Consider the following 21,182-nt stretch of genomic DNA (forward strand, 5'->3'; position numbering starts at 1 on the left):
CGAATGACAGGGCCCTTTTTTCTTCAGCGGGCGGTCACGTTGGGGCGGACCGGCGATTGCCGTTGCCCATGGTCAACCGGTGCGCAAAAGCATTATGTACCTCCCAGTGATATCGACTGGCGCGGAGGCTTTGGCTTCATTTCACAACGAGCCTTGAGCATGTCTACTACCTCCGTGAGTTACCCACCCTACGACCTGTACAGCGCAGTCGCTGCGCAGTTCGCTAATCGACCGACCTTGCGCGAAGTGCTCGACCAGCAGGTCATGAAGATAATCGTCGAGCAGTATCCGCTGATCGCGATTCATCGCCCCGAGATGACTTCTGCACAGCCACTCTCGCTGCTTTGCTCCACCGCAGATGACACCTACCGCACTGAGTTGCTGATCGACCATCTGCTGCAGTTGGTGCTCGATGGCAAGCGCGTGGATTTCGCCAGCATGGGCGCTTATGCGCTGAGCCTGAATCCGTACCAACGCCTCTTCGCCATCAAGTCGCCCTTCGAAACCAGTGATGGAGACCTGATCAAGCCCGAGAAGCTGGTCGAACCGCTCGACAAGATGCTGCCTCTGTTGCCCCACTATCTGCAGCAGGCGCAGATCGGCTACTGGAATGGCGACGGCCAGGGCAACCGGGATCTCTGGTTGCAGCAAGTGCTGCGTGCCAGCCTGCTGCAAGGCCTGGACGAGGCTGACCTTGAGGAGGCCGAGCGCGCCTGCCTGCGCCAACTGCTGTTGGGGAACACGCGTAACGTCGAGGTGCAGGCCGTTCGCGTGCAGATGCACTTGGGCGATCGACAAAGCAGTGAACTGTTGCCCGGCTTACTGGTGACGACCCTCGACACACCTCGTCCGCTGGTCTTTTGGTGCCAGCCGGATGGAGAGGTGCGTAGCTTCGAGTCACTGAGTGCCTTCGGCCGAGGGCTGCAGTTGCAGATGGCGCGGCGTTGCGAGTTCGATCGTATGAGCTGGAGTGGTTTCACGTCGGAGGGGGATGCGTTCGCCCTGCAAAGCGGGTTGCTGCTGGAGGTCCTGCTCGAGCGTCAGTCGCGTGTGCGCTGGGGGGCGGCTGATAGCGTCGCCGAGCTGGAGCGCCGGGTCGATGGTGCCTTTGACCCCTCGCGTTTTTTTGCTCAGCGCAGCAATGTGCCTGCCAAGCCGGTTGCCCTGTCGCTACCTGCTGGGATTCGGAGGGCCGGGGCTGAGGGGCAGGCCACCTATTTGCAGGCCATGCTCGATCTGACGCTGTTGCAGGGGAGTGACGGTGGTGAGCGCGCCATGGAAGGGGTGGATGATCTGCACACCTATGCAGCCCGTCGTCTTCGCGAGGAAATGCTTGCCGATCATCCAGTCGATGCCAACTACTTTGCCGATGATCTGCTCCTGACCATCGACACCTTTGTCAGCGACGGTCATGGCCTGGGTTTTGGGCAAAAGATCGACAGCCGTACCTTGACCCTGGCCGAGCTGGCCATCAGTCGGCTGGCTGCTTCGCAGGGTGGCGTGGTGACACACATCGCCCACCGTAATGAACAGTTGATCATGGACTGGATGAATGTCGATTACATCCGTGAACTGGTCGCACGCGTCGATATCGGCGGTACCTACCCGACCTACGTCAACGACCTGCTCGCCGATGCCACCGACAACGCCGAACGTACCGCCCGTTTCGGTCGCCAATGGCGTATCACTTTGATGTTCGATACCGCTCGGGCGGTGGTGGTCAATCGCCTGGATACGTTTGCCTATGGTGCAGTCGCCCGCTTCTGTCGCGATGGAGACGCGCAAGCGGCCGGGGTGAGAATTGCACCCTTGGCCTTCAGGCGTTCTCCGACCTCGAAGAAAGTGGATCGAGTGCACGGTTTCTATGTCATTGAAATCGTCGACTCCGGCCAGGGTGTGCTGTATTGCCCTGTGTACACAGACGGCGCGGTCCATGTCTTCAAGGACGTCGATACCTTGATGGGGGCCATCCGCAAGCCTGGCAAACTACAGAACCTCGCGCTGATGTGGATGGATCAGAGCGAGCGTCCTGTCTACGACAATGGGGGATTCAACGAACCTCACCTGCCGCACTGGGTGTTCGACCCCTTCAGTCCACTGGACAAGCCTGATCCTGCTCAACTGGCGCTGGAATTCTGGGAGCAGGACATCGACGCACGGATGTTCCAGGCGCGGCATCAGGTGTTGGTCGAGCTGGCCGACCGTTCGGCGGTGAGCAACAGCGAGTTGCGGTGGGGGGTAGTGATCGCGTTTGGCTGGGAGCTGCTCAATGCGGTATTGCCTGTGCTGCCAGGCCCGGTGGTTTCGATTGCCTGGCTGTACATGGGCATCCGCAGCCTGGCCAGCGATGTACAGGGGCTTGGCAGTGACAGCACGGGGGAACGCATTCAGGCCGTGATCGACCTTTTGAACAATACCTTGATGGCATTGATCCATCTGCAGACCCCCAGGAACACTGTGCTGGGGCCGCAGTACGATGTTACGTCGCTCGAAGAACTGCCCGCGGCGCAGGACGTAGCGCTTCACCCGCTGCCGGAGCCTGAACGCAAGCCTGCGGGGCTGGTGCGTGACTTGTACGGCACCACGCAGACACACCTGGACTTTTCGTGGCGTGGGGCTGGCGGCCTCAACGGACTTTCGGCTTCTCAACGCAGTCGCGTGCGCGAATTGGCGGTCGAGGTATCGCTGGCTGGACACGCGCCCGACACGCAAGGCGCAACGGCGGGCTTGACTGCCGTCGAGGGCAGGTACTACGTCAAGCTGGGGCAAGAGGTCTATCAGGTCGTTCTCCATGAAGGGGTGGTGAGAATCGTGGGGCCTGACCTGACGTCAGGACCTTGCCTGCACAACGATGGCGGTGGCTGGCGCATCGATACACGGTTGCAGGGGGGCGGTGGGCGTGGACGCAGCGCTGCGCAGGAACGGCTGCGCCAGAAGATTGCCGCTACGATCCAAAAGTCGCTGGAAGAGGTGGAGCATCATTTGCTTGAGGCAAACAAGCCGATTCCTGAGTACCTGAGACAGAACAGCCAGATCCAGGAGCTGCGGGCCAAGATCGTGAAGCTGGAGGAAACATTGAACCAACCTCCTCCCACGAACCCGGAAGACCTCTCCCGATTCAAGACGTTGTCCGAACTGTACACAGCAAAGCGCGATGAGCTATTGCGCGCGATGCAGGACCTGCGCCGGCAGCGTGTCGAGCTGGTCTATTCCATGTTCGAGCACCAAGCCAGCGCGCAGCAGAGCATTGTCGAGCTGCTGGATAACCCCAACTATACGCGCACAACCGCCCATGGCAGGGACCTGCGACAAGCCCTTTCGAATGCACGTCACGACTTGATTGGCTATGGCCTGTTCCTTCTGGATGAAGCGGTGGCTGTGGGTAGTTTCCGCGAGTATGACCAGATCGTCCGCAACCTGAGCGGAGCTACGCCAGAAAACCGCGCGGTTCTCTATGCCAAGTGTCGAGAGTTGCTCGAGGGCATGGTCCTGGACCAACCAAGGATCATGGAGGTCTCAAACCAAATGGATCATGTGCTGGCGGTCAGCGATATCGATATCAAGATCCAATCGAGCAGGGGCTCGGTCACCGTCGCTCAGGTCATCGCCTCGCGCAAGACTTCTACGGTCATGATTCGCTTCTTCCAGGCGATGAGCCTGGCCGAACTGGCACTTCGCTTCGAGGAGGGTGCCGCCAGCCAGCATTACACGATCTTCCGCGACGCGATTGCCAGCTACCGTTTGCGTGTAGCCGCAAATGCCCACCATCTGTCGATGTTCTGCGAACTGCCTATCGCCGAGCGCATCGAGGTGCTGCAAGGTGCCTGGGATGAGTATCTGGCGGCGATTCTCAACTGCGACCGCATCAGCAAGCTGGGCAGCGGGCTGGTCGATACCCAGCGCCTGGCAGCCTACAGAGAGCAGATGGTGAGCCTGAAGAAGATGGCAGGCGATGCGCTGGTAGAAGCCATGCGTGAGCAAGCTTCCGGACAAACCCAGGCCTCGCGCCGAATGGTTTATCCACTGCGGGTACTGCAAGTGGCGCGGACCCTTGCAGGTCAGACAGTGCTAGGTACAGAGGTGATGCTCGATGGGCAGGCGCAATTGCAGGTCAAGGGCGCGTTCAGCACCAAGATCCAGCACCGGTTTCAAAAGGTAGGCGGGACCTGGTTAGAGGAGGTCGAGAGCACGGAGCCTGAGTCGCAGTCGCGGACCTCGACGCCGGAATTCGAGAGGAAAAGCCGTGAACTGGCCGAAGGCATATTGGCGCAAAACGAGAGCGTCATCGAGCAGGCCAAGGCATTGGTAAGCAATGACGCGCAGGACAGCGGGTTGATCTCGATGCTTGATGCGCAGATCGCTGAAGTACTGGAGTTGCGCGAGCAATTGGCGGACGCGGATAGCACCGACAGCCTGTTAGGCCGCCTGGATGACGCGGTGATCCGGTTGCGCGAGCAGAAGCGCGAATGCCTGATCGAGCTTTATACCAAGACGCGCTATCCCGCTGCCCGGGGTCTGAGCTTTCTCCATCAGCAAGGCTTGATCACGGTTGAGTACGTGGGGCCGCGCAAGCAGGTTTCAGATGGCTATCTGGATGAATACCGCATCAATCTGCTCAAGTCACCTGGCGACAGTAAAGGCCGGCCCCTGTGGGCCGCGCACTTCCACTTCGCCGACTCACAGGCGGCGCCCACGGCATTCGGCAAAGGCCATCTGAAGCTCTGGAGCCAGCGCAAGATGGGCTACAGGGAGCAGATGAGGGCTGCGAGCGAGGGGCAGGTGCTGAGCATCTACCGGGGCAACCTGACCTACGCCCAGGCCAAGGACATCATTCCCTTCAACAGCCTGTAGGCGCTCTGAACGGCCAAGCGATCAACGGTTGCTGTAGCGACCGTTGCGACCGTGCGCCGACATGGCCTGGTTGCTGCGTTCGGCGATCATCTGGCGCAGTTCGATCAACTCGATGCCCTGGCGCTTGAGCCCGGGCATCTCTCGTTCGAGCACTTCGAGAGTCTGCGGGTAGGGGTGGCCGATCAGCACCGCTGAACCTTGCTTGCGGGCAAGCTCGATGCCTTGGCGCAATTGGCCGGCGATGGCTTCGGTTGTGCGTACGTCATCCAGAAATACATCCCGCGAGACGTGCGCCAATCCGATTGCCTGGGCCTCGGCCGCCGCCACCGTGGCGGCGCTGGTGCGGCTGTCGACGAAGAACAGCTCGCGGCCCTGCAGGTTACCCATCAACCAGGCCATGGCGTCGCGCTGTGCGGTCATGCGGCTGCCCATGTGGTTGTTGATGCCTGCGGCGAAGGGCACCTTGAGCAGCGCGGCGTCGAGGCGTCGTGCCAGCTCCTCGATGGGTAGCCCCGGATGCCAGGCATAGGGCCCGGTGGCCGGGTCCATGGGCATGTGCAGGATCACCGTACGCCCGGCCTTGTGGGCCTGGCGGGCGAAGTCGGTGGCGTGCGGGGTGTCGGGCATGATCGCCATGGTGACCGGCCCGGGCAGGGCGAGGGTTCGGCTGTCGCGCTCGCTGTTCTGGCCCAGGTCGTCGATGATGATGCTCATGTAGGCCTTGGCCGGTGCCGCATGTGCGGTACCGGCCAGCAGGCAGAACAGCGTGAACAGCAGAAAACGCATGGTGGTTATCAATCACCCTTGGTGATGTTCAGGCCCTTGAGCAGGCTTAGCGCCTGGCTCAGCTGGAAGTCGTTGTCCTGCGGGCGCTCGGTACGCTTGCTGCTGCCGGTCGGACGATCGGCGCCGCCATTGCCGTTGCCCAAGTGACCCTGCAGGTCGGCTTCCTTGAAGTTGTCCGTGTCGGCTTCTGCAGTGAGCTTGGCCTGGCGTACTTCAATGTCCGGCACGATACCCTGTGCCTGGATCGAGCGGCCGTTGGGGGTGAAGTACAGCGCGGTAGTGAGCTTCAGTGCGCGGTCGTTGGCCAGTGGCAGCACGGTCTGTACCGAGCCCTTGCCGAAGCTGTCGGTGCCCATCAGCACGCCGCGTTTCTGGTCCTGCAGGGCACCGGCGACAATCTCCGAAGCCGAGGCGCTGCCGCCGTTGATCAGTACCACCAGCGGTACGCCTTCGCTGGCGTCGGCCGGGTCGGCGGAGAAGCGCAACTCGGAGTTGGCGATACGGCCCTTGGTGTAGACGATCAGGCCTTTGGTGAGGAAGTGGTCGGCCACTTCCACTGCCGACTGCAGGACGCCGCCGGGGTTGTTGCGCAGGTCCAGGACCAGGCCGCGCAGCTTCTTGCCGTTATCCTTGCGCAGCTTGGCCAGCGCCTTGCCGACCTCTTCGCCGGTCTTGACCTGGAACTGGGTGATACGGATATAGCCGTAGTCGTTCTCGAGCAACTGGCTCTTCACGCTCTTGACCTGGATGACCGCGCGGGCCAGCGTCACATCGAAGGGCGTGCCGCCATCGCGTACCAGGGTCAGGGTTATCTTCTGGCCGATCTTGCCGCGCATCTTGTCGACGGCCTCGGTCATGGTCTGGCCACGGGTCGGGGCGCCGTTGATCTTGACGATCAGGTCGCCCGCCTCGATGCCGGCGCGTGAGGCCGGAGTGTCGTCGATGGGCGAGACCACCTTGACGAAGCCGTCCTCCATGCCAACCTCGATGCCCAGGCCGCCGAACTCGCCGCTGGTGCTTTCCTGCAGCTCCTGGAAGTCTTCAGGGCCGAGGTAGGCCGAGTGCGGGTCAAGGTTGCTGAGCATGCCTTTGATGGCATTTTCCAGCAGGGTCTTGTCGTCCACCGGCTCGACATAGGCTGCCTTGATGCGGTCCATGACCTCGGCGAAGGTGCGCAGTTCGTCCAGCGGCAGCGGCGCCTTGGCCGTCACCTCGGTGGCCGGCACGGCAGCCGCCTTGGCGGGCTTGACCGGCTCTGCGGCGCTGGCCAGGGGCGCGCCGACGACCAGAGCTATGGTCAGGGCCAGCTGGGTGAGGCGAGACGAGTGCAGCATGTCGAACGAACTCCTGATCCTGTAGGTGCTCCCGTGGGAGCATCGGTGCGGCCCACCGTCGGGCCTGACCGTAAATGTTGCGGTGCCTAGCCTCGGCACCATTGCGCAGGGTCGGTGGGCCGGCCCTGCTGGCGAATCGCGAAGTACAAACCTGCGCTGTCCTGGCCGCCGCTGTCGCCGACGGTAGAAATGGCTTCCCCGGCCTTGACGATGTCGCCGGCGCTCTTGAGCAGGCTCTGGTTATGGCCGTACAGGCTCAGGTAGCCATTACCATGGTCGAGAATGACCAGAAGTCCAGCGCCGCGCAACCAGTCGGCGAACACCACACGCCCGCCATGTACGGCGCGCACCTGAGTGCCGGCGCTGGCGCTGATCATCACGCCGTCCCACTTGGCACGCGCATCACCGCCTCGCGTGTCGCCGAAGCGTGCCAGCAATCGACCATTGACTGGCCATGGAAGTTTTCCACGGGCGGCGGAAAATGCACCACCGTAGTTGGCGCCATCGCTGGACACCAGCGGGCCGAGTACGGTGCGGGCCTTTTTCGGCGGCTCTTGCGGCTCGTCGCGGCGAGCGTCGGCCAGCGCCTGTTCCTTGCGCCGCTTCTCTTCTTCCTGCTTGGCCAGCAGCGCCTTCTGCCGCGCTTCTTCGGCTTCACGGGCCTGGCGGGCGAGGGTTTCCTCGATGGTCTTGAGCACCTTGGCGAGGTCGGCCTGGTCCTGTTCGCGGGCCTGGAGCTTCTGGTCGCGATCCTTGACGTCGCTGTTGAGCTTGGCCAGTACCTGCTGGCGCTTGCTGCGTTCGGCCTCCAGTGCCTGGCGGCGGCTGTCGAGGTCGGCGCGCTGGGCCATCAGCTGTTCCTGCTGGCCGGAAATTTCCAGTTCGACATTGGCCAGCTGGCGCAAGGTTTCGTTGAAGGTGCGCAGTTGTTCCAGGCGTGCCTTGCTCAGGTAGTCGTAGTACGTGAGGGTGCGAGCGAACTTCTCGGGATTCTGCTGGTTGAGCAGCAGCTTGAGGTATTCCTCGCGACCGTTCTGATAAGCGGAGCGGGCCTGGATCGCGATCAGTCGTTGCTGTTCAACGCGGGCGCTCTGGAGTTTTTTTTTCTCATGGTCAAGGCGCTCCAGCTCGCCCTCGGTCTTTTTTAGTTCTTGCTGAAGACCCTCCACCTGCTTTTCGAGATTGCCGATATCGGTCTCGGTGGACTTGAGGTCTTTCTGCACGCCGGCTTTCTCTTCCTGGAGCTTGCCCAGCATTTTCTTGAGCTCGGCGATGTCCTGGCGAGTGGCGTCCAGTTGTTGCTGGGTCTGCGCGCGCTCGTCGGCGAACGCCGGACTGAGCAGGCATGACAGGGCTAGGAGTATGAGGGCGCGGCGCATGGAATCGGGCGTACCAGGGATGGAGACTGGCCTAGTATGCCCGCCTGAGCGTGCAAAAAAAACGCCCCGCTGCGGGTGCGGCGGGGCGTTTGTCCGGAAATCACGTCAGGGTGCGCTGCGTCTCGGCCCCAACGCGCAGTCTCAAGCGTCGATCAGGATCGATGTTCCGGTCATTTCGGCAGGCTTCTCCAGCCCCAGCAGCTTGAGCATGGTAGGCGCCACATCGGCCAGCACGCCGCCGTCACGGACTTTCACGCTGCGCTTGCCGACATAGATGAACGGTACCGGCTCGGTGGTGTGCGCGGTGTGCGCCTGGCCAGTGGACTCGTCTTCCATCTGCTCGACGTTGCCGTGGTCGGCGGTGATCAGCGCTTCGCCACCGACCTTGTCCAGCGCCTCGACGATGCGCCCGACACAGCCGTCCAGCGCCTCGACGGCCTTGACCGCCGCGTCGAATACGCCGGTGTGGCCGACCATGTCGCCGTTGGCGTAGTTGACCACGATCACGTCATAACGCTGTTGCTCGATGGCCTCGACGATGCGGTCGGTCACTTCCGGCGCGCTCATTTCAGGCTGCAGGTCGTAGGTGGCGACCTTCGGCGACGGAATGAGGATGCGCTCTTCGCCTTCGAACGGCTCTTCACGTCCGCCCGAGAAGAAGAAGGTCACGTGAGCGTACTTTTCGGTCTCGGCGATACGCAGCTGGGTCTTGCCGTTCTTGGCCAGGTACTCGCCCAGCACGTTGTTCAGGCTGGCTGGGGCAAAGGCCGCGGGGGCGGGGATCTTCGCCGAGTACTGGGTCAGGCCGATGTAGGCAGCGAGCTTCGGCAGGCGCGCACGGGGGAACTCGTTGAAATCGGCTTCGACGAATACCCGCGACAGTTCACGGGCGCGGTCGGCGCGGAAGTTCATGAAGATCACCGCGTCGCCGTCTTCGACCTTGACCGCCTCGCCGATGCGCGTGGCCTTGACGAATTCGTCGCTCTCATCGCGTGCATAGGCTGCTTTCAGCCCAGCCACGGCGCTGTCTGCGCTGTACTCGGCGGTGCTGTCGACGATCAGGTTGTAGGCGGCGCTGACGCGGTCCCAGCGGTTGTCACGGTCCATCGCGTAGTAACGGCCGATCAGGCTGGCGATGCGGCCCTTGCCCAGCTTGGCGAAGGTCGCGTCGAGCAGTTCGATGGACGACTGGGCGCTGCGCGGAGGGGTGTCGCGGCCGTCGAGGAAGGCGTGCAGGTAGATTTTCTCGGCGCCACGCTGGGCGGCCAGTTCGGCCATGGCGACGATGTGGTCCTGGTGGCTGTGCACGCCGCCGTCGGAGAGCAGGCCCAGCAGGTGCACGGCCTTGCCGGCTGCAACTGCCTTGTCCACGGCGCCGGTGAGTACCGGGTTTTCGAAGAACTCGCCGTCGCGGATGGCCTTGGTGACCCGGGTGAAGTCCTGGTACACCACACGGCCGGCGCCGAGGTTCATGTGACCGACTTCGGAGTTGCCCATCTGCCCGTCCGGCAGGCCGACATCCATGCCGGAACCGGAGATCAGGCCATGCGGCTGGGTGGCGCGCAGGCGGTCATAGACCGGTGTGTTGGCGGCGTAGATGGCGTTGTATTCGGGGCTTTCGCTGTGACCGAAACCATCCAGGATGATCAGGACCAGGGGCTTGGGCGTGCTCGTCATCAATCAAACTCACGGTTGTTCAAAGATGATAAAGACACGCATTTTAGGGCAAATCGGCCAGCGACGGCGAATATTCGTCGGTTCGTACGACCAGCGTCCCGACGGGTTGCAGATGAAGGCTGTTTCCGAGCCGGCCCGGCGGGCTTTGGCGGGCATGGGTGGCTGTGTATACTGGCCGGCATTTTCAATCGCCTGGAACACCCCTGATGGTTGCTCACCTGATTCAATTCGCGACAGATCACTTCATCCTGGTTGCGATCTTCTTCGTCCTGCTGATCCTGCTGCTGGTCAATGAAATCCGCCGCGGCGGCCAGAGCCTGAGCAACGGCCAACTGACCGCGCTGGTCAACGCCGAGAAGGGCGTGGTGATCGATATCCGTCCAAGCAAGGAATACTCCGCCGGCCACATCGTCGGGGCGCTGAACATTCCGCAGGACAAAGTCATCGGCCGCATTGCCGAGCTGGAAAAACACAAAGAAAAGACCCTGATCATCGTCGATGCGATGGGCCAGCAGTCCGGCACCATCTGCCGCGAGCTGCTCAAGGCTGGCTTCACCGCTGCCAAGCTCAGCGGTGGTGTGTCCAGCTGGAAAGCCGATAACCTGCCCCTGGTGAAGTGATATGAAGCCCGTCATCGTCTACTCCAGCGACTACTGCCCCTACTGCATGCGCGCCAAGCAACTGCTGGCGAGCAAGCAGGTGGCGTTCGAGGAAATCCGTGTCGACGGCAAGCCGCAGCTGCGCGCCGAGATGGCGCAGAAGGCCGGGCGTACCTCGGTGCCGCAGATCTGGATCGGCAGCACCCACGTTGGCGGTTGCGATGACTTGTTTGCGCTGGAGCGCTCGGGCAAGCTCGACGCCCTGCTCGAGGCCTGATTCACGCCTCTTTCAACCATTTTCAGAAAAGGATCTGCCATGACTGACCAACAGAACAACGGCGCCGCCGAAGAGAACAGCCCACAATTCTCACTGCAGCGCATCTACGTGCGTGACCTGTCGTTCGAAGCCCCGAAAAGCCCGCAGATCTTCCGCCAGCAGTGGGAACCCAGCGTCGCGCTGGACCTGAACACCCGCCAGAAGGCCCTGGAAGGTGACTTCCACGAGGTCGTGCTGACCCTGTCGGTTACCGTCAAGAACGGCGAAGAAGTCGCCTTCATCGCTGAAGTTCAGCAGGCGGGCATTTTCCTGATCTCGGGTCTGGATGCAGCTTCCATGAGCCACACCCTGGGTGCGTTCTGCCCGAACATCCTGTTCCCGTACGCGCGTGAAACCCTCGACAGCCTGGTGACCCGTGGCTCGTTCCCGGCGCTGATGCTGTCGCCGGTGAACTTCGATGCCCTGTACGCTCAGGAGCTGCAGCGCATGCAGGAAGCCGGCGAAGCGCCTTCCCTGCAGTAATCGTTATCGCGCGGCATAAAAAAACCCTCGGGATCGACCCGAGGGTTTTTTTGTGGGCGCAAGCTGAGCTTCAGCCGAACTGCTTCTGTTGTTGCTGCTGCTTGGCCACTGCCTCCGACGCTGCCACGTAGGCTTCCTGGAACTCGTCGCTCTCCAGCCAGGCCATGGTCGCCGCTTCATCGGCGCCATCGAGCCAGGCGCGGTAAGCGGTGAACACCAGGACGATGTAGTCGGTGGCGTGCTCTTCCTTGTGCCCCTTGAGTACCAGCGCCAGCAATGGATCGACCAGGAACACCGAGATCATCGACACCAGGCTGGTTTCCTGGGCCTCCTTCATCTTGTCGAACAGGGCGTCATAGCTCCCGGACTCCATGGCCTTGTTGTACACCTGCTCGACACTGGCGCTGTCGCCAGCGCTGGCCTTGACCGCCTGGCCGCCGCGGACCATGCGGTTCTGCTTGGCCTTGGAGGCGGCGCGCTTGGCGCGTTTCTGTTGCTTGGTGTTGGAAGCCATGGGTGAATCCTTGGGTGTGTCCGGAAAAAACGCGTATTGAAGCCTAGTTGCCGCAGTTCTGGATAGGGCCCATCGGTCAGAAGCTGTAGGTGCCTGTCACCACTAGGCTGCGCGGATCGCCGAACTGGATCTGCGCGGCGCTGGTCGCCGAGCTGTAGTAGGTCTTGTCGGTGATGTTGTTCAGCGCAGCGCGAACGTCCCAGTCGTGGGTGCGGTAGCCGGCCAGTGCATCCCAGTGCCCATAGCCTGGCAGCACCGTGGTGTTCTGGTTGTCGGCGTAGCGTTCGCCGACCAGTACCAGGCCGGTTTCGGCGTACCAGCCCAGCTCCGGCTTCCAGGTCACGAACAGGCTGGCGTTGCGCCGCGCCACGTTGTTTACCCGGTTACCCTCCAGGCCGCTGTTGTCCTTGGCGATGATGGCATCCTGCAGGCCGATGCCGCCGCGTACGTACCAGTTGCCGACCACATTGCCCTGGGCGGTCAGCTCCACGCCACGCGAGCGTTGCAGGCCGGTGAGGATGGTGATGCCAGGGTTGTCCGGGTCGGTGGTGCGACGGTTGTAGAGCTCCAGCTCGTAGATGGCGAGGGTGGTGCTCAGGCGCTCGTCGAACCAGTCGCTCTTGACCCCAATTTCCTTCTGCCGGGTGTTCTCCGGAGCCGTTTCGTTGGTGTTGCCGGCAGCGCCGGGGGTGATACCGATCAGGCCGCCGCCGACCGGGGAATAGGTCTTGCTCCAGGAGGCATAGAACGAATGTTCCTGCCACGGCGAATAGACCACGCCCAGGCGCGGGCTGGTGCTGTTGTCGTCCTGTTTTTCCGAGATGCCTCGCAGCTTGTTGGTGGTTTCCACCTCGAACTGGTCGAAGCGCACGCCCGCCAGGATCTGCCATTGGTCGTTGAGGCGGATCTGGTCCTGCAGGTAGACGCCACGGCTATCGACCACCGTGTGGTTGTAGCTCGACGGCACCATGGGACCGTTGTGTTGCAGGCGCCGGTTGGGGTTGTTCAGGTTCAGCGACGGCACCGCCTGGCCACCGGCACTCACCGCCCGCGCGGTGTACAGGCGCGGATCGCGGCGCTGATTGCCGAATTCCAGTCCCAGCAGCAGCTTGTGCTCCAGGCCCCAGGTGCTGACATCGCCCTCGGCCTCGAGGTTGTTGAAAAGGTTGCGGGTGTTCAGGTCCTGCTGCCAGCGCTGGCGGGTCACCAGATTGGTGCTGGGGGTGTAGCCGGTGAGGTAGGTGTTGTCGAAGTCGCTGTCGAGCTTGAACAGGCTCAGGGTATGGCGCACTTGCCAGTTGTCGCCGAGCTGGTAGTTCAGGCGCGAGCGTAGCGACTGCGACTTGTCGTCGATGAAGTCGCGCTGCGTGTCGCCGTACGTAGTGCTGCGCCCGACATCCGCCGGACGACCGCCGACACCAGGAATGCCGCGATCCGGGGTGCGGTTGTAGCGGCTGTATTCGTACTGCACCAGCCAGTTCAGGTCGGGGCTCAGTTGCCAGCTCAGCGACGGGGCGAACAGTTGGCGGTTGCCATCGACGCCATCGCGGAAACTGTTGTTGTCCTGGTTGCCCATGTTCAGGCGCACGCTGATGTCGTCGTTCAGGTCGGCACTGAGATCGGCGTACAGGCTGCGCAGGTCCTCGCTGCCGCCCTGGGCTTCGATGGTCGAGCGCCGGCCATGCTCGGGCGCCTTGCTCACCCGATTGACGATGCCGCCCTGGCTGCCACGGCCATAGAGCACGGCTGCCGGGCCCTTGAGCACCTCGATGCGCTCGATGTTGTGCAGGTCGCGCACGTACTGGCTGTCATCACGCACGCCGTCCAGATAGAAGTCGTTGCTGGCGTCGAAGCCGCGGATACGCAGGCTGTCGAAGCGTGTGTCGGCGCCGCTGCTGACGTTGGGGATGCCTTCCAGTGCCTTGCCCAGGCTGTTTTTGCCGTAGTCCAGTACGTTGGCGGTCTTGACCGTGTCGATCGCCTGCGGGACGTAGCGCACAGGCGTCGAGGTGCGGGTGGCGGTGCTGACGTCCTTGACCCGCGGATTATCGCGCTCGCGTTCACTTTCGGCAGTGACCGAGAGCTCAGGCAGGGTAGTGGTGGCAGCGCTGGCAAGGCCCGCGCTGAACATCAGTGAGAGGCCCAGAGACAGGGGAGACAAGCGGCAGGGGACAAGCATCGGCAGGCATCCAGCAGAGATTGTTATGAAAAGGATGCGAATGGTAATGCTTGCTATTTGCTCTTGCTTGGCTATTTGTAAAGGCGCGTATTTACGAATGTATCAAATTGTAACTGGTAATTATTCGCTTTTATCGAGGTGTTTTTGTCAAGCCAACCAGAAGTGAGTTGCCTGTACGAAAGTACAGAAAAGAGAGGGAATAACTGTCTGCTCTGCGATTCAGCACAGTTTTGCACCAGCTCTGGCCTTTAATTTGGTTATATCAACCTTCATTTCACGTTTTTTTGACATTGCGAAGCACACGCGGCTAGGATTCGGCCTCTACGCCTGCCGGCCATCAGTTGGCCGAGCGCCGGACGAAGCCCGCTACCTGCAAAAGGAGCGGGGTTTTCAGTTTGGATACAAGCGTCGAACCTACGAAGGGGCGTTGGTTCCTGGCGTTTTAGGTAGCAGAGCGTTCTGATTCGGTAATAAGGAAAACAACATGTTGAATACAAGGATCAGCCTGGTAGCGCTGGCACTCATCGCCGCCACTCAGGCCCAGGCCAACGACCAGGCCGAAAGCAAGGGCTTCATCGAGGACAGCCACGCCAACGTCCTCCTGCGCAACGCCTTCATCAACCGTGACAAGAAGCACCACACCAACGACCAGTCCCAGTGGGGCCAGGGTGTGATCGCCAACTTCTCGTCCGGCTTCACTCAAGGCACCGTGGGTGTCGGTGTCGACGCCTTCGGTCTGTACGCCGTGCGTCTGGATGGTGGCAAGGGTCGTAATCAGGGTGGCGGTGTCGACTTCTTCAAACGCTCCGACCCCACCTTCGACGGTGAGAAAACCAACGCCCCTCACAACCTGGCTCGTGGTGGTGCAGCGGTGAAGTTCCGCATCTCCAACACTGTGCTCAAGTACGGTGACCAGATGCCGGCTCTGCCGGTCCTGCAGTACGACGACGCTCGTCTGCTGCCAGAGAGCTTCACTGGCACCATGATCACCTCCAAGGAGATCAAAGGCCTGGAGCTGAATGCAGGCCGCTTCACCCAGGAAGCCCGCAAGAGTGCCGAGCGCCGTGATGGCGGTGGCCTGAAGTCGATCAACGTGCTCGGCGGCAGCTACAAGTTCACCGACAACTTCACCGCGTCGCTGTACACCGCGGACAACGAAGATGTCATGAAGAAGCACTACCTGGGCCTGAACTACGTCTTCCCGATCGCGGCCGACCAGTCCCTGACCCTGGACTTCAACGGCTACAAGTCGGACATCGACAACAAGTATGTGCGTGAAGCTGGCTTGAATGGCGACCGCAACACCATCTGGAGCCTGGCGGCTACCTACGCCTATGGCCCGCACTCCTTCACGCTGGCCCACCAGCGCAGCACCGGCAGCACCGGCTACAACTATGGCTGGTACCAGAACGAAGGCGGTGTCGGCGACGGTGGTTCGACCATCTACCTGGCCAACTCGTACTGGTCCGACTTCAACGCCGAAGACGAGCGCTCCTGGCAGTTGGGCTACGGCCTGGATTTCGGTGCCTTCGGCATCCCTGGTCTGACCTACAAGCTGGCTTACGTGGTGGGTGACAACATCAACACCCGCAACCTCAAGAACCCGGAAGGTTTCGGCGAGGGTAAGGAGCGCGAGATCTTCAACCAGGTTCGCTACGTGGTGCAGGACGGCCCGGCGAAGGACCTCTCGATCAAGCTGCGTAGTTCGTTCTTGCGTACCAACAACGCTGTGCGCCAAAACGGCTACAACGACGACGGCAACGAAGTTCGCGTATTCGTCGAATACCCGATCAGCATCTTCTGATACTGATCTGGCGTAACGAAACAGCCCCGGCATTTGCCGGGGCTGTTTCGTTTCAAGGCTATTGCGCCAAAAGTTGCGGATAGTCGCCGAACCAATATTTCATCGCGTCGGCGTCCACGCCGTTTGCTCCGGTCCAGAAATCCACCGGATAGCTCCAGTCCGACGAGCGCGAGCTGCTCGGCGCCAGGCCCTGGTTGGTGAAACGCTGCAAAAGCCCGGGGTGTTCGGGCGTCTGCAGGATGGCGCAATGCCCCAGCAGATCGATAAAGCTGCGCGCTTCCTCTTCGCTCATCTTCACGCCCTTGAGCTTGCGCAGTTGCTTGAGCATATCCTTGGGCCTGGCGCTGTCTGGCATCGCCCGGATCATCTCGAAGATGCGGGTCGTGAGCGGCAGTGCCTCAGGGCGGGGGCTGTCGATGGCGTTGGCCTGTTGCAGGAAGAACGCCATCTCGGCGATATCGCCGCTCAGCACGCTGCCGCACAGGTAGCGTGTCTGGTTCAGCAGGACGAAATCGATGTCCAGATGCTCGAAGGCCCCGCACACCTGGCAGTTGAGCTGCTTGTCGACGCTGAACGGGTGCTGCATGAAGTGAGTTGCGCTGGCGAGTGAGGAAAGGCCGGCGCGCAGGTGCGCCTGGTTCGTTTCCACACCGTGCAGGAACTGGGCGACGATATTTGCCTTGTCAGCCTTGTCACGCTCCTGCAGCAGCCACTGCACCACCTGGTCGTGGGACATCTTCTGGCTTGCAGGTGCCAGCCCGGCCTTTTTCAGCACCGGGTCGATCGCTTCGCCTTCTTCGTAATCTTCCAGCGCCTCGCGAATCGCCGCCAGTTGCTTGCTTGTCGTCATTTGCCACATGTCCTCGTGTTGACCTTTCTCGGTGCCGCCTTGCTGGCCAGAACCGGCAGTGAACTGACCTTGCTGACGCCCGAATTGCGCAGATAGGTCTTGGCAGCCTTGATCCTGCGTCTGCCGCGCACCGTCTTGGCCTTGGCATCGGAAATACCGTGGATCTTGTTGCCGCGGACCTTGGGATTCTTGCGTCCGAGCACCTGCTTGCGTTCGCGGATGCCGGCGTTCTCGATACCGCGTGCCACGTCTTTGGGCGTGCCATGGGGCGTGACCTGGTTGATACGGTCGCCATACCTGAAACGATAGCCGTCGGTGCCTTTGGTCTTGCCATGGCGACGCATCACATCTTCCAGCGAAGCCTTGTCGGAAGCCCGGCCGTGATAGTAAGCCTTGCCGTTACGGTCGGTCAGGATGTAGTTCCAGTCCAGCCCGTGAGGGTCGATCCAGGTGAATGGGTTCGGCGAGTACTGGTACAGGTTGATGCCGCCTTCCAGGCCGATGGGGTCAGGCTGGGTGAATCGCCCGACCTGCGGGTCGTAATAGCGGAACAGGTTGTAGTGAAGCCCGGTTTCGCGGTCCAGGTATTGGCCCTGGAAGCGCAGGTTCTGCTGTTCGCTGAACGGAGCGGTATTGCGCTCGTTCAAGGTGGCCCCCCAGGTTCGATACTCGCATTCCCACAAGGTCTGGCCGTCGGTATCGTTCAACTCGACAGGCTGGCCGTTGAGGTCGGTCTGGTAGTAGCGGATCTGCTGGTGTTCACCCAGCCCGTCGACCCGCGCCATGGGCTCGTATTCGTCGCCATACAGGTACAGGGTGCTGTGACCGTTGCGGGTTTCGCCCAGCAGTTGCAGGCCGTCCCAGAGAAACCGGGTGCTGCCAAGCAGGTTGCCGCGATCATCGTGCTCGTCCTTGCCAATGCGTCGCCCCAGCGGGTCGTAGTGCATGCTGACCTTGCGTTCCCTGCCGTGAAGGACGGTCGCTACCTGAACCAGGCGTTCTTGCGCATCGTAGGTGAAGGTCTGCAATCCATACTGGCTGCTGCGCCGCTCGAGGAGGCGAGCGAAGCCATCGTAGCGATAGCGGTTGTCGCGATAGCGCTGCAACTGGTTGTGGCGAACTGCAACGCCAGGCGTCTCGGTGAGGTTGGCCGCGGGATCGTAGTGGAAGCTTTCGTTCTGCCCGGCCAGGGCACTCTGGCAGGCCATCACCCGGCCGCTGGCATCGTGCGGCAACAGCACCTGGTGCTGCTTGCCGGGTTGCTGGATGTAGCGCTGGACCAGATTGTCCAGATCATCGAACACGAAACGCTGTTGCCAGGGCGCCGGACCGTGAGCCGGCTGCTGCGCGTTGCGGCGTAATTGGGTGCGCAGGCGGCCGCAGCGATCGTACTCGCGGGTCAAACTCATGCGCCCCTGAGTCCGGCTGACTTCTCGATGCAGGCGATCGCGCTCGAAGTCGCAGACCACAGTGCCATCAATGTTGACCTGATGCAGGTGACCGCTGCCGTAATACAGGCGGTTCACCGTACGGCCGTCGGGCAGTTGTGTCTGGATAAGGTTGCCCAGTTCATCGTAGCGATGCAGCAGCTTGCCGGCGTCGGTGATTTCGGCCAGGCGTTGGCCAAGGCCGTCGTATTCGAAAGCGACACTGGCCGACTGCCCCTGAGTGTCGGTGAAGGTGACCGAAAGCAACTGATCCACGCCGTCGTAGCAATACTCGGTACAGCCATCGTCGGTGGTGAATGACAGCAGCCGACCGCCGGCATCACGCACATAGGTGTGCCGCAGCACCGGCTCTGGGCTGCCAGGTATGGGGTGCCAGTCGATTTCCAGCAGCTCGCCGAGCGCGTCATAGCGATAGCCTTTGCTGCTCAGGTCCAGGTTGTGCTGGCGCTGCAGGCGATCAGCAGCATCCCATTCGAACCGGTAGTGTTCGCCGTTCTCGTTGGTCAGCGTCACCAGGCGGGCGAACAGGTCGTAACCCAGGCGTACGCTGCGGCCCAGCGGATCGCGCTGCTCGGTCAACTGGCCGTGCCGATCGTAGTGGTAGAGGGTCTGGTGCCCCAGCGGGTCGATATAGGCCGACAGCAGGCCGGCAACGGTGTAGCTGTAGCGGTGGGTCCGACCATCGGGCTCGACCTGCTCGATCATCCGCCCCAGCACGTCATAGGTGTAAGTGGTGCTTTCGCCATCGGCATCGGTGATCCGGCAGGGAAAGTCGTGGCGATCGTACTCGTAGCGGGTGCGATAGCCGGAGCAATCGATATCCTCGACCAGCAGGCCGCGGGTGTTCCAGCGCTGGTGGCGCTGGCGCCCCGCGGCATCGGTGATGACGATGACCTGCCCGCGTTCGTCGTACTGGTAACGGGTCACCTGGTGCAAGGGATCGGTTTCGCTGATGCAATTGCCGCGCTGGTCATAACGGTAGCGCCAGCGATTCCCGGCGCTGTCACATTCCTCTCGTGGCAGGCTCCAGTGTTCCAGCCACAAGGTCGATTCACTTCGCCCCAGTGGATCGATGGTCTGGGCCAGGTTGCCGGACTCATCATAGAAATACTGCCACTGGCCGCCAAGCGGATCGGTCGCACCCAGCAACTGGCGCTCGTCGTTCCACTGGAACTGCCAGCAGTTGCCCAGCGCATCGAGATAACGTTCGACCTGGTACTGGCGGTTCCAGTGACGGATGCTGGTACGCCCAAGATTGTCGGTGACCTCGGTCACACCCTGGGCAATGTCGTAGCGAAACTGGTATCGCTCGCCCTCGCTGGTGGTGTGCAGTGACACCCGCCAGCCATCCTCGCTGTGCATCCACTCGTAGAAGCAGCGCAGGCCTGCGGGAGTCTGGTGTTCGATAAGGCGCTGGCCGTCGTCATAGGCGAATCGGCGCTGCAGTTGGCCCAGCGCGTCGCGCACCTCGTTCAGGTCGCCGCGATGGTCGTAGCCGTAGCTGACGAGCGTCTGGCGGTTGCCGTCTTCGAATACTTGTTCGATCCGACCCAGGCGTCGCGGCGAGCGCTCGTGAGCAATGAGCTGGATGCAGACGCGATCAAAGGTGTCGCGCAGACCTGAAAGGCGCCCTTGATCGTCGTAGTCGAGATGAATGCGGTTGTCGTTGCGGTCGCCCAGTTTGCTCAGGCGCAGGTGTGAAGGGTTCGTCGGTGCAGGCTCGAACAGGCGATAGAGGCCAGTCTCGATGTCCTCGATCAGCAGCTCGCCATTGAGGGCATGACGTACGCTCAGGCCCTCGGCAGCACTGAACACGGCATCACCTGGCGGGATCTGGCCCATGTCGATGACCCGCATCTGTTCATCGTTGTACAGCAGGCGATCGGCCTGGACAGTCACGAAGACTTCGTAAGGTACGCTCCAGCTGGCGCCGAACAGGCCGTCGCGACGCTCGTCGCGGCTGTTGTAGGAGCGCTGCCAGTCCAGCGGCAGCAGGCTCTGCAGGCTGAAGTCCAAATCCAGGTCGTCAGCGAGCACCTTGGCGCCGGTCGGAGCGTGGACCGGATTCGGCGAGCCGGCAATTGCCGAGGTCAGGGCACCGGTCACTTCGCTGGTGATCAGCGTGGTCACACCCCCTACCAGCATGCAGCCGAAGCGGCTGTAGAACTTGCCACCGCGCCCGCGCAGCATCAGCAGGGCGGTGATGGCCAGGCCGATGCCCGGGGTCTTGCCGCTACGGATCTCACGCACGACGATCGGCTCGCCACCGATGCGCACGTTTTCGGAAATTTCCCCGGCATCGACGATGACCGCCTCGCAGGTGCTGCGATCACCGCTGCGACAGGCGGGATGACCGTTGATCAGCACCTTGCTCGAGCCCTCCGCCAGGTATTGCGGGGGCATTGGTGGATGCTTGCTGCAGAGGATCTTGTCGTCTTGGGCCTGCTCTGTGTTGGCGGCAGGGCTGGCGACGGTCGGTCGCCACATCTGGGAGAAGAAGCCCTTGGCCATGTCGAGGAAGCTTTCTTCCTTCTCCGCTCCCGGCGCGCCTTCGCCACCCGCTGCCAAGGCTTGCGCAGGGCCGGTGACGATTCCGGCAGCGCGTGCTGCACGCTTGCCGTTGGTCTTGGTGTCGGAGGAGCCGGTGAGGATGTTGGCTTGTACGCTTGGCGGGAACAGGGCATTGCCGATGCCCTCGCATAATCGACTGAGCCCGGTGTCCGCTCCGGTCTTGGCCATCACCACGCCCACCACCAGCCCCACCACCGCGCCAAGCACGAAGCAGCCCAGGCCGCCGGTGGCCACCGTCAGGCCCAGCGCTGCTGCCACCGCTGCCGTGGCCAGGGCGCCGATGGCGATGTTCGCGGCAACCTCCAGCACACCTCCGACGATATCGGCCATCATCGAGGTATGCATCAGCGCGTCGCCTTCGCGTGCGGCCCAGAGTGCGTCGGACATAGGT

13 protein-coding genes are annotated in these 21,182 nt (G+C 62.0%); 5 read left to right on the plus strand and 8 right to left on the minus strand.

The window, feature by feature from the left end; all coding sequences use genetic code 11:
* Window positions 1–159: 159 nt before the first annotated feature.
* Entirely contained in the window at window positions 160–4,851 is a 4,692-nt protein-coding gene (locus ACNFHO_RS11730; protein ID WP_416766367.1) for a dermonecrotic toxin domain-containing protein, read from the plus strand.
* 21 nt (window positions 4,852–4,872) lie between these two features.
* Here ACNFHO_RS11730 and ACNFHO_RS11735 read toward each other — a convergent pair whose 3' ends face one another.
* The 4 genes from ACNFHO_RS11735 to gpmI all read right to left on the minus strand — a co-directional run bounded on the left by ACNFHO_RS11735 (window position 4,873) and on the right by gpmI (window position 10,027).
* Window positions 4,873–5,637 carry a divergent polysaccharide deacetylase family protein gene (locus tag ACNFHO_RS11735; RefSeq protein ID WP_416766369.1) on the minus strand — a complete coding sequence of 255 codons (765 nt, stop codon included), beginning with the start codon at window positions 5,635–5,637 and terminating at the stop codon, window positions 4,873–4,875.
* Between the two features lie 8 nt (window positions 5,638–5,645).
* Window positions 5,646–6,971 carry a S41 family peptidase gene (locus tag ACNFHO_RS11740; RefSeq protein WP_054891210.1) on the minus strand — a complete coding sequence of 442 codons (1,326 nt, stop codon included), beginning with the start codon at window positions 6,969–6,971 and terminating at the stop codon, window positions 5,646–5,648.
* Window positions 6,972–7,057: 86 nt separating this feature from the next.
* The gene (locus tag ACNFHO_RS11745; protein ID WP_054891211.1) at window positions 7,058–8,350 is read right to left on the minus strand and encodes a murein hydrolase activator EnvC family protein; all 1,293 of its coding nucleotides are present in this window, start codon (window positions 8,348–8,350) and stop codon (window positions 7,058–7,060) included.
* A gap of 141 nt (window positions 8,351–8,491) precedes the next feature.
* Window positions 8,492–10,027, minus strand: coding sequence for a 2,3-bisphosphoglycerate-independent phosphoglycerate mutase (gpmI, locus tag ACNFHO_RS11750; RefSeq protein WP_416766371.1), 1,536 nt, complete (start codon window positions 10,025–10,027; stop codon window positions 8,492–8,494).
* Window positions 10,028–10,233: 206 nt separating this feature from the next.
* Here gpmI and ACNFHO_RS11755 point away from each other — a divergent pair, with 206 nt between their 5' ends.
* From ACNFHO_RS11755 to secB, 3 genes are read left to right on the plus strand one after another with little or no spacing between them, the layout of a single operon-like run.
* Window positions 10,234–10,647, plus strand: coding sequence for a rhodanese-like domain-containing protein (locus ACNFHO_RS11755; RefSeq protein WP_054891213.1), 414 nt, complete (start codon window positions 10,234–10,236; stop codon window positions 10,645–10,647).
* A gap of 1 nt (window position 10,648) precedes the next feature.
* Window positions 10,649–10,903, plus strand: a complete 255-nt coding sequence (gene grxC / locus ACNFHO_RS11760) for a glutaredoxin 3 (protein ID WP_054891214.1) — start codon at window positions 10,649–10,651, stop codon at window positions 10,901–10,903.
* A 39-nt stretch (window positions 10,904–10,942) separates the two neighbouring features.
* Window positions 10,943–11,425: a protein-export chaperone SecB gene (secB, locus tag ACNFHO_RS11765; protein ID WP_054891215.1), complete on the plus strand. Its 483-nt coding sequence runs from the start codon at window positions 10,943–10,945 to the stop codon at window positions 11,423–11,425.
* A 70-nt stretch (window positions 11,426–11,495) separates the two neighbouring features.
* Here secB and ACNFHO_RS11770 read toward each other — a convergent pair whose 3' ends face one another.
* Together ACNFHO_RS11770 and ACNFHO_RS11775 are read right to left on the minus strand one after the other, a co-directional pair.
* Entirely contained in the window at window positions 11,496–11,939 is a 444-nt protein-coding gene (locus ACNFHO_RS11770) for a hypothetical protein (protein ID WP_063541575.1), read from the minus strand.
* Window positions 11,940–12,015: 76 nt separating this feature from the next.
* Window positions 12,016–14,118, minus strand: coding sequence for a TonB-dependent receptor (locus ACNFHO_RS11775; RefSeq protein WP_416766375.1), 2,103 nt, complete (start codon window positions 14,116–14,118; stop codon window positions 12,016–12,018).
* A gap of 484 nt (window positions 14,119–14,602) precedes the next feature.
* Between ACNFHO_RS11775 and ACNFHO_RS11780 the strand changes: the two genes are divergently transcribed.
* Entirely contained in the window at window positions 14,603–15,922 is a 1,320-nt protein-coding gene (locus tag ACNFHO_RS11780; protein WP_063541571.1) for an OprD family porin, read from the plus strand.
* Between the two features lie 58 nt (window positions 15,923–15,980).
* Here ACNFHO_RS11780 and ACNFHO_RS11785 read toward each other — a convergent pair whose 3' ends face one another.
* Complete coding sequence (locus ACNFHO_RS11785; protein WP_416766377.1) at window positions 15,981–16,772, minus strand: hypothetical protein; 792 nt, start codon at window positions 16,770–16,772, stop codon at window positions 15,981–15,983.
* Window positions 16,769–21,178 (minus strand): RHS repeat-associated core domain-containing protein, encoded by a 4,410-nt coding sequence (locus tag ACNFHO_RS11790; RefSeq protein WP_416766378.1) that lies wholly within the window; start codon window positions 21,176–21,178, stop codon window positions 16,769–16,771. Before ACNFHO_RS11790 ends, ACNFHO_RS11785 begins: the two co-directional genes overlap by 4 nt.
* Window positions 21,179–21,182: the final 4 nt, after the last annotated feature.

The sequence above is a fragment of the Pseudomonas sp. NY15374 genome (assembly GCF_048068255.1).
GTDB classification, from domain to species: Bacteria; Pseudomonadota; Gammaproteobacteria; order Pseudomonadales; family Pseudomonadaceae; genus Aquipseudomonas; species Aquipseudomonas machongensis.